11 protein-coding genes and 1 tRNA gene are annotated in these 15870 nt (G+C 35.0%); 4 read left to right on the forward strand and 8 right to left on the reverse strand.

Features of this window, described 5'->3' with window-relative positions:
- Positions 1-6: 6 nt before the first annotated feature.
- Entirely contained in the window at positions 7-2175 is a 2169-nt protein-coding gene (locus EG849_RS02680; protein WP_125011662.1) for a S9 family peptidase, read from the reverse strand.
- Between the two features lie 278 nt (positions 2176-2453).
- On the opposite strand from EG849_RS02680, the gene EG849_RS02685 reads away from it, so the two are divergent.
- Together EG849_RS02685 and EG849_RS02690 are read left to right on the forward strand one after the other, a co-directional pair.
- A complete protein-coding gene (locus EG849_RS02685) occupies positions 2454-3779 on the forward strand; it encodes a hydroxymethylglutaryl-CoA reductase, degradative (protein ID WP_125011542.1) in 1326 nt (441 codons plus the stop codon).
- Between the two features lie 6 nt (positions 3780-3785).
- A complete protein-coding gene (locus tag EG849_RS02690) occupies positions 3786-4697 on the forward strand; it encodes a GYDIA family GHMP kinase (protein ID WP_125011543.1) in 912 nt (303 codons plus the stop codon).
- 67 nt (positions 4698-4764) lie between these two features.
- Here the strand turns inward: EG849_RS02690 and EG849_RS02695 are convergent, their stop codons facing one another.
- From EG849_RS02695 to EG849_RS02720, 6 genes are all read right to left on the reverse strand, one after another.
- The gene (locus EG849_RS02695; protein ID WP_125011544.1) at positions 4765-6813 is read right to left on the reverse strand and encodes a peptidylprolyl isomerase; all 2049 of its coding nucleotides are present in this window, start codon (positions 6811-6813) and stop codon (positions 4765-4767) included.
- Between the two features lie 147 nt (positions 6814-6960).
- Positions 6961-7161 (reverse strand): hypothetical protein, encoded by a 201-nt coding sequence (locus EG849_RS02700; RefSeq protein ID WP_125011545.1) that lies wholly within the window; start codon positions 7159-7161, stop codon positions 6961-6963.
- 18 nt (positions 7162-7179) lie between these two features.
- Complete coding sequence (gene lptC / locus EG849_RS02705) at positions 7180-7737, reverse strand: LPS export ABC transporter periplasmic protein LptC (protein WP_125011546.1); 558 nt, start codon at positions 7735-7737, stop codon at positions 7180-7182.
- A gap of 1 nt (position 7738) precedes the next feature.
- The gene (locus EG849_RS02710) at positions 7739-9073 is read right to left on the reverse strand and encodes a tetratricopeptide repeat protein (protein WP_125011547.1); all 1335 of its coding nucleotides are present in this window, start codon (positions 9071-9073) and stop codon (positions 7739-7741) included.
- A 46-nt stretch (positions 9074-9119) separates the two neighbouring features.
- A complete protein-coding gene (locus EG849_RS02715) occupies positions 9120-10358 on the reverse strand; it encodes a hypothetical protein (protein ID WP_125011548.1) in 1239 nt (412 codons plus the stop codon).
- Complete coding sequence (locus tag EG849_RS02720) at positions 10351-11085, reverse strand: type III pantothenate kinase (protein ID WP_125011549.1); 735 nt, start codon at positions 11083-11085, stop codon at positions 10351-10353. The genes EG849_RS02715 and EG849_RS02720 overlap by 8 nt, the downstream gene beginning before the upstream one ends.
- Positions 11086-11208: 123 nt before the next feature.
- Between EG849_RS02720 and EG849_RS02725 the strand changes: the two genes are divergently transcribed.
- Together EG849_RS02725 and EG849_RS02730 are read left to right on the forward strand one after the other, a co-directional pair.
- Positions 11209-11281, forward strand: a tRNA-Phe gene (locus EG849_RS02725).
- 155 nt (positions 11282-11436) lie between these two features.
- Positions 11437-12999 carry a hypothetical protein gene (locus EG849_RS02730; protein WP_125011550.1) on the forward strand — a complete coding sequence of 521 codons (1563 nt, stop codon included), beginning with the start codon at positions 11437-11439 and terminating at the stop codon, positions 12997-12999.
- On the opposite strand, the gene EG849_RS02735 is transcribed toward EG849_RS02730, so the two are convergent.
- Positions 12996-15746, reverse strand: a complete 2751-nt coding sequence (locus tag EG849_RS02735; RefSeq protein ID WP_125011551.1) for an AsmA-like C-terminal region-containing protein — start codon at positions 15744-15746, stop codon at positions 12996-12998. The genes EG849_RS02730 and EG849_RS02735 overlap by 4 nt on opposite strands.
- Between the last annotated feature and the right edge of the window lie 124 nt (positions 15747-15870).

Below are 15870 nucleotides of genomic sequence, written 5' to 3' on the forward strand. Positions count from 1 at the left end.
TCTGAATTATAAATTATCTTTAATGAAGTTTGTCATTTTTGTATACAGTTGCAATCTTGTCTTTCCGCCATAGATGCCGTGGTTTTTATCCGGATAAATCGCCCAATCAAATTGTTTGTTCGCCTGGACCAAAGCTTCCACCATCAACATGGTGTTTTGAACGTGAACATTATCGTCAGACGTTCCGTGGATCAATAGGTATTTTCCTTTTAATTTGCTTACGTGATTTATCGGAGAATTTTCATCATAACCCGCTGCGTTTTCTGCAGGAGTCTGCAAAAACCTTTCGGTATAAACGGAATCATAAAAACGCCAATTCGTTACAGGCGCCACTGCAATTGCCATTTTAAAAACATCATTTCCTTTTAAGATACAGTTTGACGACATGAATCCGCCATAGCTCCATCCCCAGATTCCGATTCGAGAATTGTCGACATATTTGTAGTTCCCAAGTATTTTTGCCGCATCTATTTGGTCTTCCACTTCCAGTTTTCCTAAATCTTTGTAGGTTGCTTTTTTGAAAGCGGCGCCTTTAAAACCAGTTCCCCTTCCGTCAACGCAAGCCACAATATAACCTTGCTGCGAAAGCATCATGTACCACAAATCATTCGTATCGATCCATTTATTGGCCACTTGCTGCGAACCTGGTCCAGAATATTGAAACATCAAGACCGGGTATTTTTTTGAAGCGTCAAAATCTTTCGGCTTGATCATCCAAGCATTTAATTTGTGTCCTTTTTCAGTAGTCAGTTCAAAGAATTCTTTTGAAGGCAGGTCATATTTTTGCAGCTTGGAAAGCAGCGCTTCGTTCTTTTTGATCGATTGCACTTCTTTGCCGGTTTTTGCATTGTTCAAAGAATATATCGCAGGCATAGTTGCGCTAGAATAGGTATTGATGTAATATTCAAAATTTGGGCTGAAAGTTGCTCCGTTCGTTCCGGTTTGTGTTGAAAGCCGTTTCTTCCCGGTTCCGTTCAACTTCACCGAATAAATATCTCTGTTGATCGAACCATTTTCTACCGATTGGTAAAAAATCGTTTGGTTTTTTTCGTCTAAGCCATAATAATCGGTCACTTCCCAGTTCCCTTTTGTCACTTGGTTTTTCAGTTTTCCGGATTTATCATAATGATAAATATGATTGAAACCGTCTTTTTCGCTTGTCCAGATAAAACTGTTGTCTTTCAAGAAAGTCAAATTGTCCGTGATATCCACATACGCTTTGTCTTTTTCATTCAAAACGACTTTTGCAGTTCCAGAATTTCCATCAATGAAAAGCAAATCCAAATTATTTTGATGCCTGTTAATGACTTGAGCGCTCAACACATTAGCGTCATTGGTCCATTTCATTCTTGGGATATAAAAATCATGGTAATTTCCAAGATTTATTTTTTTTGTAGCATTTCCTTTGACATCATAAATATGCAGTGAAACGATTGCGTTTTTTTCGCCCGCTTTTGGATATTTAAAAACCTGTTGCGTTGGGTACAAACCTTGATTGTAGATATCCATTGAAAATTCAGGAACATCAGACTCATCAAAACGAATAAAAGCAATTTTATCGCTGGAAGCATTCCAGTCAAAGGCTTTTACAAAAGCGAATTCTTCTTCATAAACCCAATCCGTAATTCCGTTAATGATTGCATTTTTCTTTCCGTCAGTGGTAATTTGCTTCGTAGTTTTTGCTTGAAGGTTATAGACGTATAAATTATTGTCTTTGGCATAAGCAATTTGAGTTCCGTCAGGCGAAAAAGTAGGCTCCTGAACTTTGAAATCAAATAATTTGGTTAATTGCTTCGTAGAAATGTCATATAAATAATAGTTTGCCACAAAAGAATGGCGGAAAATCTGCTCTGACTCACAAGCTATCAAAATCGAGTTTTCTTTTGAATTGAAAGTATAACTGTCAATCATAGGAAGATTTTTATGGCTTTTTGTATCAATCAATGTGGATACTTTTTTTAACGTTGCATAATCGTATAAATCCATTTGCATACTTCGGGAAGCCCTGTCAAAGTTAAGAACAGTGTATTGATTGGTGTTTTTTAAAGACTGTAGTTTGTCCATTCCTTCTGCTCTAAAAGCGCCACCCCAAATTTCTTCCAGTGCCATTTTTTGCTGTCCAAAAACCGAAATGCAAAAGAATAATAGCAGTGCGGTTATCTTGCGTGAATTCATCATATTTTGTAAAGGTAAATAAAGCCTCAATTTTAGTGAAAAATTTGCAATTAGCCACTATCTATTGTGTTAAATGCAATTTTGAGAAAAAGTTATTACTATTAAATCTCAAATCAATTAACAACATTGCATATTAATTTAAAATCGAAAGGCAAAAATTAAATAAACATTACCAATAAATTAAAAGGAATTTTATCTAAATCACATCAATTTTAAATAGTCGCAACCACTTGAAACCGTATCTTTGCATCACTATTTCAAGATTTAATCGATAAATAATGGACAACGCTATTGCTGGATTTTCAAAATTATCCAAAGAAGAAAAGATTAACTGGATTGCAAAAGAATATTTTTCAAATCCGGAAGAAGCCATTTCCACCATCAAAAACTATTGGAATTCAGACGTAAAGCTTCAAAAACTACACGACGATTTTATTGAAAATACCATTACCAATTTCTATCTGCCTTTAGGCATTGCTCCCAATTTTTTGATCAACGGAAAATTCAAGACGATCCCGATGGTCATTGAAGAAAGTTCTGTGGTAGCGGCGGCGGCAAATGCCGCAAAATTTTGGTCAAAAAGAGGCGGTTTCAAAGCTACTGTTTTGAATACAGAAAAAATTGGCCAGGTTCATTTTATATACAAAGGCGACGCCTTAAAATTAGAGCAGTTTTTTACGGAAAAGAAATCTACTTTTTTTACCGAAACTGAAAGCATCACTAAAAATATGCAGAAACGCGGTGGCGGTATTTTAGACATTGTTTTAAATAATAAAACCCACCTGCTTGAAAATTACTACCAGCTCCATGCGACTTTTGACACAAAAGATTCGATGGGAGCCAATTTTATCAACTCTTGTTTAGAGCAGTTTGCCAAAACTTTAAAATCAGAAGCCGCAACTTTTGAAGCTTTTTCAGCAGAAGAAAAAGGCCTTCAAGTGGTGATGAGCATTTTGTCAAATTATGTTCCGAATTGCCTTGTGAGAGCAGAAGTTTCTTGCAAAGTAGAAGAGTTGGGGGATAAAAATATTTCGAATCCACATGATTTCGCGGAAAAGTTTGTGAGAGCGGTGCAAATTGCAACAGTCGAGCCCTACCGCGCAGTAACGCACAACAAAGGAATCATGAACGGAATCGACGCCGTAGTTCTTGCAACCGGAAATGACTTTCGCGCTGTAGAAGCCGGCATCCACGCTTATGCTTCAAAAAACGGAAGCTACTCTAGTCTCTCCCACGCCAAAATTGAAAACGGAATTTTTTCATTTTGGATCGAAATTCCTTTGGCATTAGGAACTGTCGGCGGCTTGACGAGCCTGCATCCTTTGGTAAAATTAGCCTTGCAGATGCTTGAAAATCCTTCGGCAAAAGAATTAATGGAAATTGTGGCAGTTGCCGGTTTGGCACAAAACTTTGCCGCTTTGCGTTCCTTGACCACAAACGGAATACAGCAAGGCCACATGAAAATGCACTTGGGAAACATCATCAATCAGCTGGAAGCCTCTGACGCAGAACGGATCTTGATTTTAAATCATTTTAAAGACAATACCGTTTCGCACGCTGCAGTAGTGGAATTTGTGCAGGATTTAAGAAAAGTAAAACTTTAATTTCTTTTGGAAAAAACATTTTACAGCAACGGAAAACTTTTGATTACCGGAGAATATCTGGTTTTAAATGGCGTAAAAGCTTTTGCCCTGCCCACAAAATTTGGACAGAATTTAATCGTAAGTCAAGGCGAAAATCAGGAAATCAATTGGAAAAGTTTTGACAAAGACGGAAGCATTTGGTTTGAGGGAATACTTACTTTCAAAAGCATCATAAACAAAGAGGCTTTTGAAGATGACAAAGCCAAAACCACATTGATTGAAATTTTACACGAAGCCTATCTTCAAAATCCAAGCTTTATAACAGATTCTGAAGGATATAAAATCAAGACAGAATTGACTTTTCCTAAATTTTGGGGATTGGGAACTTCTTCGACTTTGATTAATAATGTGGCACAATGGTTAGAAATCAATCCGTATACCATTTTAAAAAATACTTTTGGTGGCAGCGGTTATGATATTGCAAATGCCCAAAATGATTTTCCAATCACGTTTCAATTGCAAAACAGCGCGCCAATCGTGGAAAGAGTAGATTTTAAGCCTTCATTTACTGAAAACATCTATTTTGTGTACCTTAATAAAAAACAAAGCAGCAAGGCTTCGATTGAAAAATATTTAAACAGGCAGCAGGATATTTCAGAAGTAGTTTCCGAAATTGAAACAATAACGAAGCTTACTATAGAAACCAATAATTTCCCTGTTTTTTCTAAAGCCATAGAAAAACACGAAGCTATTATGAGCGCCGTTTTAGAAATGGAAACTGTGAAACAAAAATATTTTAACGATTTTAACGGAACGGTAAAAAGTCTTGGCGCTTGGGGTGGCGACTTTGTAATGGTTCTTTCTGAAGAAAATCCGAAGGAGTATTTTAAACAAAAGGGGTTTGAAACCATCTTGACTTACGAAGAAATGATTCTTTAAAATAGACTAAAACAAAAAAATCCCGATTTCACAATCGGGATTTTTTTATATCTAAAAGATCTGAATATTAATATCCGAAATCTAATCTGTTGTCTTCAATTTTAGCATTTTCTTTCAATGCTGGAATCATTTGACCTGCAGCAGCAGCGCTTTGGGCCTTTAATTTAGCCACATATTCAGTGTGGTTTGCTAATTTTGGAGCTACAACAACTGTTTTTGTTTTCACTTTGTAAACGGCTGATTTACCTTCGATAATTCCTGAAACTTTGTTTGGAGCAGTTGCAAAAGCAGTTCCAACAACTTTTGGCTCTGAACCAAACCCTGCAAGATTTGGAGATTGCAAAGTAAGATCTGTTACTGTAGCAACTGAAACTTTAGCAGCTTTAGCTGCTTCTTCTAAAGTTGAACCCGTCATGATCGCTTTGATTTTCTCTGTTTTCTTTTTGTTTTTCAAAATTGGCTCAATCATTGGTCTAGCATCTGAAACCGCCATTAAACCTTCTTCATTTACCTTTTTCAATTTAACAATCAAGTTACCGTTTGGCACATTGAATCTTTTCACTTCACCAACGTCCGTTTTCTTGTCAAAAGCCCAACGAATTACCGCTCTTTGGTTTTGGTATTGACCTACATTTTCGTCTAACGCTTTTACATTAGCCGTTGGTTGTACTGTCAATCCCATTGTTTTTGCAACTGTTGTCAAATCTTTCTCAGCCGCTTCTGCTTCTAATTTATTTGCTTTTGCAAAAATCTCATCACTTGTTTGCTCAGAAGGCTCAATAATTTGTGCAATTGTAGCCAAACGAACAGCATCTTGCTTGTCAGTTACTTTAATAATGTGGTAACCAAATTCAGTTTCAACAACTCCCAATGAACCGATTGGTCTGTTGAAAACAAAATCATCAAACGGTTTTACCATTTGTCCTGGCATGATGTTATCATATTCTCCTCTGTTTTGAGCAGAACCAGAATCATCAGAATTAGTCGCAACTAAGGATTCAAAAACAGCTGGATTAGCTTGAATTTGAGCTAATAAATCATTTGCTTTTGCTTGTGCTTCTTCTTTAGTTCTTGTAATTGCTGGATTAGGAATTTTTCCACCTTGGTATCCAATTAAAATATGACTTGCTTTTGCGCTAGCTCCAGCTCTTTTTCCAAGAGATTTGCTGATTGCGTAATATCCGTTTAAAAGATAAGGTCCGAAAACTTCTCCTGCTGGCAAATTGTACAATTGATCCGCAAATTGAATTGGAAGATTTTTTTTCGTTATATAAGTTGAATCATATTTTATATCAGAATTTGCATCTACAAATTCTTGATTTCTTGAAGTCATTTTTAAAGAATCAACTAAAACTGTAATGTTTTTTTGAACTTCAGCTTCGTCAGCTTGAGACGGTTTATCTTCAATTACAATAAATTCTAGTTCGCGAGTTTCGTCAGCTTTGTATTTTTTCTCGTCTTTTCTCATGTAAGCCACAATTTCATCATCAGAAACTGGAACTTCACTGTCTTTGATATTAGTGAATGGAAAAGCAACATAATCAAAAGTAACTTTGTTTGCCTCTAACTCATACTGAAATTTTCCATCAGCTTCAGTTGTAACAAATCCAGCTTTGATCATTGTGCTGTAAATCATGTATTTTGCAGAAAGTTCTGCTTGGCTCTCTCTCTCAACCAATGAAGCTGCTAACTCTGGATTAGATTGAAAAAAATCTTTGAATTTTTGCGCATCAAATTGACCAGCTGCATTTTGAAACTGAGGATTTTGACCAATATCTTGGCTTTGTTTCATGATATCCATGATTTGGTTTTCACCAACTCTGATTCCTAGTTTTTCAAATTGCTCTTGCAACAAAGCGATTGAAACCTCTTGATCCCAAACTCTGTTAACAGCTTGGATCGAAGTTATTCCTTGTCCACTTCTTTCTGCCGCATCTACTTTAGCTCTAAAGTCTTCGTAAGAAATATCTTTTCCGTTAATGCTTCCAACATACTTTGAAGTTTGGTTAAAACCACCGCTGCTGATAAGGTCACCTACTATAAATGCAAGTAAGCAAAACCCGATAACAACTATAAGAAGTAATGAACGTTGTCTAATTTTTGATAAAACTGCCATTTTTTTATTGTTAATTTTTAAATTCAGTGGGCGAAAATACGATTATCTATTTAATAATAAAAGCAGTAAACTTATATTTTCGAATAAAGATGAAGATTTTTTTAGATATGCTTCAAATGTTTAGCAAAATAGCTCTTAATTACTCAGTTATCTTTTCGAGTTTTTATTTTGGTTTTCCATTTTTTTTGCAAATTTTCTTCGGAAGAAAAACATAAAAAGTGCAATTGCAGCAAAGAAAAAACTAATCCAAGGATTTCTTTCTGTAGCATTTAAATTTAAAAATCCGTCCACAGCAAAAAGCGCTGCTGCAATCAAGTAAAAATATTGAATGTATTTTAAGTAAGCCATTTTTTTGTATTATAAATTTTAAAGTTCGCCTGTTTCACCTTCTCCAAAGAAGGCCTGTCCGTTTATATCTTTAAAGTCGCGACTTGCGTCAAAACCTTTAGTGTAAAAAATATTTCCAGGACCTAAAGTAAGTTTGCATTTTTTTTCAGTAAAAAACCATTCTCTCTTTTGGTCGTAATATAATTGTGTTGTTTCCAGAATTTTCCCATCTTCTGAAGTAATTTTCACATTTCCTTGCAAATCGACAATACTTGTTCTTTTGTAAGTAATCGCATAATCAGATCGGATAAAACTTTTCTTTTCGTTTCCGTCATAAAGAGTCACATCGATTCCTTGTGGAAATTCGTTATAAGGAAAAGAAGCATTGCCAAAGTCAAACATTTTTGGGGCAACTAAAATTGCTTTAATTTTCCCTGAATCTGTATATTTTAAATTTATAGTATCCGCTTCACCAATAGGAGCAAAATTTGCCATATTGATTTTTTGTACTTCTTTGAAATTACTTTCACAAGAAACCAAAATCCCAATAATAGCTAGGAAAAGAAAGTTTGCTATAAATTTATTTTTTGAAATCATATTATATTTTTGGAATACTTACCGTCTCGTTAATCCAACATTTTAATGCGATTGACTGCCCCGATTTTCTTTTAGCATCTGCAATTTCTTTTTTTGAAGGTGCTTTTTTCATAAAACTTTCAGCCAAATCATCTGCTGATTTTTTATATTTTGGCTCAACAACTCCCGCTTTTTTGGCACTTTCGGCAGCAAGCCAAAAAACTGCTTTGCTTTCAAAACCATTTTCACCACAATCATTGCTGCTGTTTGCATAAAGTTGTGCGATATAAGTATGCGCTTTCCCCATTGAAGGTTTCAATTCTAATGCTTTTAAAGCCGCTTCTCTTGCTTTAGCTTTATTTGCGTAGCCATAAGTTGTCGCCAATGTATAAAAATACTCTGCTTTTTTTGTAACATCTACCTGAAGATCTGCAGCTTGTGCAAAATATTCAGCCGCTTTAGTATTGTTTTTAGCACTTCGAGAAACTACAGCCATATTGTAAGCCGATTTTGAAGAAGGGCTGACCGAATGAAATCTTTCTGAAATTTTTACATACAAATCAGATTTGCATTTTTTATCAACCAAACGATCTGCTGCTCTTTCTAACCACAAAGCATTGTCTTTATTTTTATCAAAATTCTTTTCATAAAAAGAAGAAAGCACTTCGCAGTTGGCAATCGCATTTATTCTTCCGGTAAGATTTTCTGAAACCAAAGAAAGTTGCTCTAAACTTATATTTGCATTATCGACAGTTCTTTGTTCTTCAGCTATCAAGGTTACTGTTTTTGCTTTTAAAACCAAACCGCTTATCGCTTGCTCGATTGCTTTAGATTCAATTTGGGTTTTTTCTGCAATTAAATCTAGTTTTTGCAAAGCATCTTCAGAAGAAATTCCTTTATCCCCAGAATTATATTGATTAACAAGCAGTTCTGAATAAATATTTAATGCATTTGGACTCTTAAACTGAACGTAATCTGTTTTAAAAGCTTTGTCTAAAAAAGAATAAATTTCAACCTCAGATCCTACTTTATTTTCATAAAGCAAAAGTGCTTTGTTCAATTTATTTCCTTTATTATTATTTGGAAAATTTTTATCATGCTCGTCATAAAGAGAAGCAAGTTCATTTATAATTCCGTTTTTAGCCTCTGAAGCATTGGCTTTATAAATTTTCTGCTTTAAGATATTTTCCCCGATCAAGTAAATTGATTCGTCAAATTTGGCGCACTTTTTCTTCAAGTCAAGCCAAGGCTCGTAAGTTGAATCATCAAAGTTGTTTGTTTTCGCAAACTCTTCAAAAGCCACTAGCTTGTCTTTACATTCTGAATTTTGTGCTTGAGAAGCAGTATTAAAACTCAAAAAGACCATTAAAAAGCAAGCAATCTTAACGCAAAAATTTTTGTTTTTATTCATATTTTCTTTTTACAAACCATTTGTCGCTTAACGAAAGGCTTAAAAACACGTTTGTATAATTTTCTTTAATCAAACCATCGAACGTAGTTCCTCTTCTTCCGTATTCAAATCCAAGATTAATACTAGAAAACGCATTACCAACTGGCAACCCAAGTCCCATTGTCACTCCATAATCTTTGATAGCTGTTCCTCCAACTACCAGACCCGTATTTTCATATTTCAAACCAGCTCTGTAGGTTATCCTTTTAAAATAACTTGTAAATGACCTGTAATTTGGAATGTAATAACCTCCGATAGAATATCTTGTAGCATCTTCATAGGTTACATTTGTAATATCATTATATCGGTTTCCAAAACCGCTTGTTTCTTGCATAGTCACTTCTCCACCAACAAACCATTTTGATTTTTCTCCAAAACCTGCACCAAAAGCAAACTTGCTTGGCATCTTAATTTCAGTATCGTCAACAGGAATATCAACTTCAACATCAATTATTTCATTACCCAAAAAAGTAGCAATTTTTCTGGTATTTTGTGATTTCAAATTACTTTCTGGTGTGTATGTGGCACTTGCAAGAAATTCTTGCTTCTTTCCTATTTTCGTATTAAAAATAAGTCCTAAATTCACATTAAAACCACTAAAATCAGACGTGTTTAATTCTCTTGTTCCTAAATAAACATCTGGATACGCACGTAATCCTTTGGTTTCTACGTTTCCAAAGTTATAATTGGCATCAATTCCCAAGCTAAATTTTGATGTAATTTGATATCCTGCACCAAGAAAAACTTTGTTTAAACCACCTTCTCCAGTATAATATCGATTTGGCGTAGTGGGCGAAGTTGACGGAGAATTCACGGTATAACCAACAGAAGAATAAGGCATCAAACCAAAACCTACACCCAATTTTCCTGCTGGAAAAGCCAGTGCAAAATAATCTAAAGTCGTTCTTGAAGCGTCACCTTTAGCCTCACTTGTTTTTAAACTTGTCATACTGTGAGTAGCCCCAACAGATAATGTTGTCAGTTTTAATGCGGAATAAGCTGCTGGATTTTGAAGATTAACATGGATACTATCATTAAGAATCCCTATACCTCCCATGGCTCTGTTTTCTGCAGTTCCTTTAAATCGCACATCTCCAATTCCATAATACGAATATGGCGATGCCGTTCCTTCTTGTGCTAGAGATGCTGCTGAAAAAAGCAAACCAAAGCTTACTATAATTTTTTTAATCATTGTTGATTTTGTATTGAAATAAATGGTTCAAACTTTCCAAAAGGAAATTTGAATTGGCAAATATGGTATTTTTTAATCGTTTAGCCAAAAAAACAGCGTCGCCGCCAGTTAAAATTATCGTAAATTTTGGATAAATCTGTTTGTACTCCGCAATGAAGCCGTCAATTTCATTTAAAACACCGTTAACTACTCCAGAATGAATGGATTCAGCAGTAGAATTGCCAATGAAATTCTCAGGGTTTTCTAATGCCAATAACGGCAATTTTGCCGTAAAATTATGCAACGCTTCATATCGCAGGCGCAAGCCGGGAGAAATGGCTCCGCCAAGATATTCATCGTTGTCATTGATAAAATCATACGTAATGCACGTTCCCGCATCAATCACCAGCCTGTTTTGGTTTTTAAATTGCAACGTAGCGCCACTGGCCAAAACCATCCGGTCAATCCCTAACGTTTTTGGTGTTGCATACCTATTTTTAAAAGGAAACTGATTTTCGTGCGTGATAAAATCCACTTTTAAGTTTTTATCCAGCTTTAAAAAAACGTCTTTTTCGAGATTTCCGACCGAAGCAACCACTAAATTCGTCACTTTTGGAAAATTTTTTAAAATATTTTTAATTTTTTTTTCGAGCTCGTTTTTTAAAAAAACAGACTGTTCTAAAATGATATTGTTCTCAAAGACAGCACTTTTAATTCTGGTATTCCCCACATCGATTGCTAAAAGCATATAGTATAATTTGATTTTGCGAAGATACAAATTGATTTTTTTTTAAAATTGTTTTGGAGAAACTAAAAAACATCCTATATTTGCACCCGCAATGAACAAGTAGTTACTACTAAAAATTGTAACGGTACCTTAGCTCAGATGGTAGAGCAATGGACTGAAAATCCATGTGTCCCTGGTTCGATCCCTGGAGGTACCACAAAACCCGAATAGAAATATTCGGGTTTTTTGTTTTATATACTTTCCCAAAACCAACGCTTCCAAAATCTTAATATTCTTATAATAAAGTAGTACTTCCGATAAAGTCGTGATTTTTATATTTATATTTAATATGAAAATCTTAAAATAAATGCGATGGTTTGGTGGAAAAAAGTCTTGATCGGAATAATAGCCTTAATTGGTTTGGTGTTTGTCGCAAACATCGGGCTGAACTTTTGGATCAAAAAAAGACTGCCAATCGTGATTAACGAAAATAATGATTCGCCTTACCAAATCACTTACAAATCGCTTGATGTCACCTTGCTGGATGGAAGCGCGACCATCAAAGGAATTACTTTGGTTCCTAAAAAATCGTTAGAGAAAAAAGATATAAAATCAGGAATTTACGCCAATATTGTCAGTATCAATGTGGAGAATATCAGCGCTTGGTCGATTTTGTTTAGCGATAGAATTAAAGCTTCTAAAATTTCGATAAATAAACCCGAAATTATCTTGTTTAAAGCGGATGAAAGGGCACTGAACAATCCAAAAAGCATTACTGATAAAGTGGTCGCTCCGTTTAAGAACACGATTTCTGTTTCAGATATTTATTTATTTAACGCGAGTCTTGAGATTATTTCTACCAAGACCAACAAAGCTTCATTGTTAGTTCACAATCTTTCAATGCAATTGGACGGACTGGTTTTGGACGATTCTACTTTAGAAGAAAAAATTCCGTTTACCTACCGTGATTTTAAGCTGGACTGCGACAGCATTTATTATCGTGCCAGCGAATTTTACCACATTACCGCCAATAAAATCCACTCAGATAAAAAGGATTTGAAGATTGCGGATTTCAACTTAATTCCAGAATACAACCGGCCTGAATTTGTGCGCAGAATTCCGAAGGAAAAAGATATTTTCACGGTAAACGCGGATGAAATTCGCATCAATAATATGGATTGGGGTTTTAAGGATGACAAATTCTATTTTAATTCCACGAATATTTTTTTCGAGAAAGTTTTCGCGAATATCTACCGGCCAAAAATGCCTGCGGATGATTTATCAAAAAAACCGCTTTACAACAAACTGCTTCGGGAATTAAAATTTCCGCTTCACGTGGATACGCTGGCCATACGCGAATCTACGTTAGAATATGAAGAAGAAAAAACTTTTGAAAAAGGGGCCGGATTATTGTCTTTCAATAAATTTAATATGTTTGTGACCGACATCAATTCGGGTTATGGACAGAAAAAACTTCCGGATATGACAATCAATGTCAATTGCCAATTTATGAATGTTTCGCCGATGAAAGTAACTTGGAAACTGAATATATTAGACAAAAATGATGGTTTTAACATCGAAGGAAGTATTTTGAAATTTCCGGCAAATCAGCTAAAGCCGTTTACAAAACCGTATATGAATGTGGCCGTGGACGGAATGCTCAACGAAGTTTATTTCAATTTTACCGGAAACGACAAGACTTCAAAAGGCGATTTTGCGATAAAATATGACGACATAAAAGTTACGATTTTCAGAAAAAACAAACCGCAGAAAAAGAACAAACTTCTCACTGCGGTTGGTAATTTATTTGTAAAAAATGACTCTGACGAAAAACTCGTGGAAGCCGAAGTCGAACTCGAAAGAATTCCGGAGAAATCATTTTATAATTTCTTGTGGCGAAATATCGGTGAAGGCCTCAAAAAGACTTTGCTTTAATTTTTCTTGTATTTTGTTTCTTCGATTTCATCACCCGTTTTACTGAAAACTTTGATTTTTGGCGCTTCCGAAGTTCCTGTAACCACTACTGGAATTCCGATCAAGCCTAACGGTGGCAAACCGACACGAATTCTCAAGTCAAGCTGTCCGTCAAAGCTCGTTTCTCCTTTTAAGCGAAGTCGGAACAATGCGATTTTCATCTTGGTTTCTTCAATGCTGATGATATTATTTTTGATTGAAGATTTAATATCAACCTTGCTCAAATCAGGATTATCAAGGGATTCAAAGTCGGTATCTTTGCTTAATTGTCCAAAAAGTTTCAATCCGTTTACTTTTATTTTACTAAGCGAAACAACGCCATTTCCTTCCAATGAAGGGTAAATTGGTTGCATTCCTTGGTTCAAATTTCCTTTTACCGTATAATCTAAAGAAATAATACCTTCGGCTTTTTCCGCAGCCGAAGGCAATTCCCGGAACATTTTAATTTCTTTATACGCTCTTTTTACGTTGAAATTTTTAGCTACAAAACGAATGTCAAAAGTGGCTTCTTTTGGATTCAAATCATCATAAAAGCCATTGATCCCCACATTGCAATCAATAATGTCAAAGTTGATTTTTTCAAACAAAAGTTTTCCGTTTCTGACCGCCACATTTCCTAAAACATTTTTCAATTTCAAGCCATCGTATTCCACATTTTTAGCATTAGCCAAAAGTGAAACATTCAAATTTGTAGGAAGTAAAATGACTCCCGAAGATTTTGGATTCTCTTTTGCTACATCTGACTTGTCATTTGGTTTTCCGGTTGCCGTTGACGTTTCCGCCATAAATTCATCGGCTAAAATGTTATCGGCGTCAATAACAAAGTTTCCTTTTAAGGTTGCATTTTTCTCCAAAAAGAAATTAATCACGTTTTGCAGATGTCCTTTTAAGGCAAAATCGGACTTGCCATAATTGGCCGTAAATTGGTCAAAATTCATCTTATCTTGATTGAAAGTGAACAGGCCTTGCTTGATCAAAAACGGTTTCGGAAACAATTCTGATGTTGTTCTTATATCTATTAACGCCAAACTTCCTTTGTTTTGCAATTTTGAGTATTGCCCGTTTGTCGCGTAACTTTGTTTTCCTTTTAATGACAAATCTGCTTTGGCATAACCGGTAACATCCAAACCATCTTGTTTAAAAACCTTGTAGATTCTTGAAATATCGAGTTCGCCTTTGGCAACAACATCATAATTTACATCTTCAAAATTGGACAAAATTGCCTTGACAAAAACTGGTTTTCCTTCAAAAACAAATGAAGCAGGATTCAGCTGAATATCAACATCTTTAAATTTTCCGGTTTCATTTTTAATCGCACCGATAAATTTTATATCGGTAATTGGATTTGGATAATATTCAGTTTTCACTTCTCCGTTTTGCAGGTTTATGACACCCGCGGTTACCGGAAACAATTTCTTTTCAGCATTATACTCGCCTTTCGCCTTAACGGAAGCAGTCAAGTTTCCTTTAAAATCAAGACCGTCAATACCAACAGATCTGGACAATTTTGACAAATCTAATTTTGATTTCAAGTCGGCAAAAAGAGCCATGTTCTTGAGACCTTTAGAATTTATTTTGGCACTCAGATAATCTTCGCCAATATTAAAATGCAACGTATCTAAATCAACAATCAGATTTTCTGTATCTAAAGACGGTAAAACCGTTTTAAATTTTAAGGAAATATTAGAAGTCACAAATGGAGAATCGCTATAGGCAATCGAGCCTTCGCGAATGTTCATTGCGAAAGCCAAATCGGGTTTTTTATTCAAGGAAGCATTGTAATTTCCTTTAAAAGTCAAGAGCAGATCGGTTCTTCCTTTTACTTTTGTTTTTTCTAGCCAAGTTACATATTTTGGTGGCAATGCCGTAAAAACGTCGTTCAACCGGCTGTTATTGGATTCTATTTTTAAATTGACATCATACCCGTCTCTCAAGAAATTCATCTTTCCGATGAAACTTATGGGCAGTTTATTAATCTTCAAATCGTTTTGCTGAAACACAAAAGCCAATGAATTTGTATTGATTTTGGTAATTAAATCAGCGTCAACTTCTTTATTTTTTAAGTAGGTTTCTCCGTCAAAAGTAAAATCGAGCGATGCGATTTTAGCTTCGGTATACAGGTCAAAAATTGACTGGTCAAGATTTCCTTTACCCACATAATTAAATCCTTTGGCATCGATATTAATTTTAGCCGAAATATCATTGTATTTCAGCCTCACATTTTTAATATCAATTCTTTCAAGATGGATTGCCGTTTCTGTTGAATCTGTAGCAACTTCTTTCTCATCAGAAATATAAACGTTGTAATTGGCCTGCCCTTTTTCATTGACTTTGACATTAATCAATCCGTCTGAAACAAAAATTTCATCAATATTTACGACTCCATCAAAAATCAAATTCTTTAAGTTGATTCCGAAACCAATTTCTTTGGCAGAAACCAAGGTATCCTTTTTATAAGGAGCCGAACCTTTCAACACCAAATCATCTAACGAAACGGTCAACGAAGGAAAATGTCGAAAAAACGAAAGATTTGATTCTTTAAACTCTAGTTCTCCGTCTAATTTTTTATTTGCCAGCGTTTTAACCTGCTCGGCAATAGTTCCTGGAAAAAGCATTGGTATCAAAAACAGTAGTAAAAGAATGCTTCCGATAGTGATTCCTGTAATTTTCAGAATCTTGATTCCTGTTTTTTTATAGTCGAATTTCATAGTACAAATGTAATTGCAGGAATTATGATTTCCTATACACATTTTTAAGAAATTAACATAAATAAAAATGCCTTTCTGAACAATCAGAAAAGGCATTTTAAAAAAAGAATAACTAACTCCAAAC

Source organism: Flavobacterium macacae (assembly GCF_003865365.1).
GTDB classification, from domain to species: Bacteria; Bacteroidota; Bacteroidia; order Flavobacteriales; family Flavobacteriaceae; genus Flavobacterium; species Flavobacterium macacae.

Bases quoted from the DNA above. Each gene is read 5' to 3' on its own strand.
- EG849_RS02680 (WP_125011662.1), bottom strand. From the start codon at position 2,175: ATGAATTCACGCAAGATAACCGCACTGCTATTATTCTTTTGCATTTCG.
- EG849_RS02685 (WP_125011542.1), top strand. From the start codon at position 2,454: ATGGACAACGCTATTGCTGGATTTTCAAAATTATCCAAAGAAGAAAAG.
- EG849_RS02695 (WP_125011544.1), bottom strand. From the start codon at position 6,813: ATGGCAGTTTTATCAAAAATTAGACAACGTTCATTACTTCTTATAGTT.
- EG849_RS02700 (WP_125011545.1), bottom strand. From the start codon at position 7,161: ATGGCTTACTTAAAATACATTCAATATTTTTACTTGATTGCAGCAGCG.
- lptC (WP_125011546.1), bottom strand. From the start codon at position 7,737: ATGATTTCAAAAAATAAATTTATAGCAAACTTTCTTTTCCTAGCTATT.
- EG849_RS02715 (WP_125011548.1), bottom strand. From the start codon at position 10,358: ATGATTAAAAAAATTATAGTAAGCTTTGGTTTGCTTTTTTCAGCAGCA.
- EG849_RS02720 (WP_125011549.1), bottom strand. From the start codon at position 11,085: ATGCTTTTAGCAATCGATGTGGGGAATACCAGAATTAAAAGTGCTGTC.
- EG849_RS02730 (WP_125011550.1), top strand. From the start codon at position 11,437: ATGGTTTGGTGGAAAAAAGTCTTGATCGGAATAATAGCCTTAATTGGT.
- EG849_RS02735 (WP_125011551.1), bottom strand. From the start codon at position 15,746: ATGAAATTCGACTATAAAAAAACAGGAATCAAGATTCTGAAAATTACA.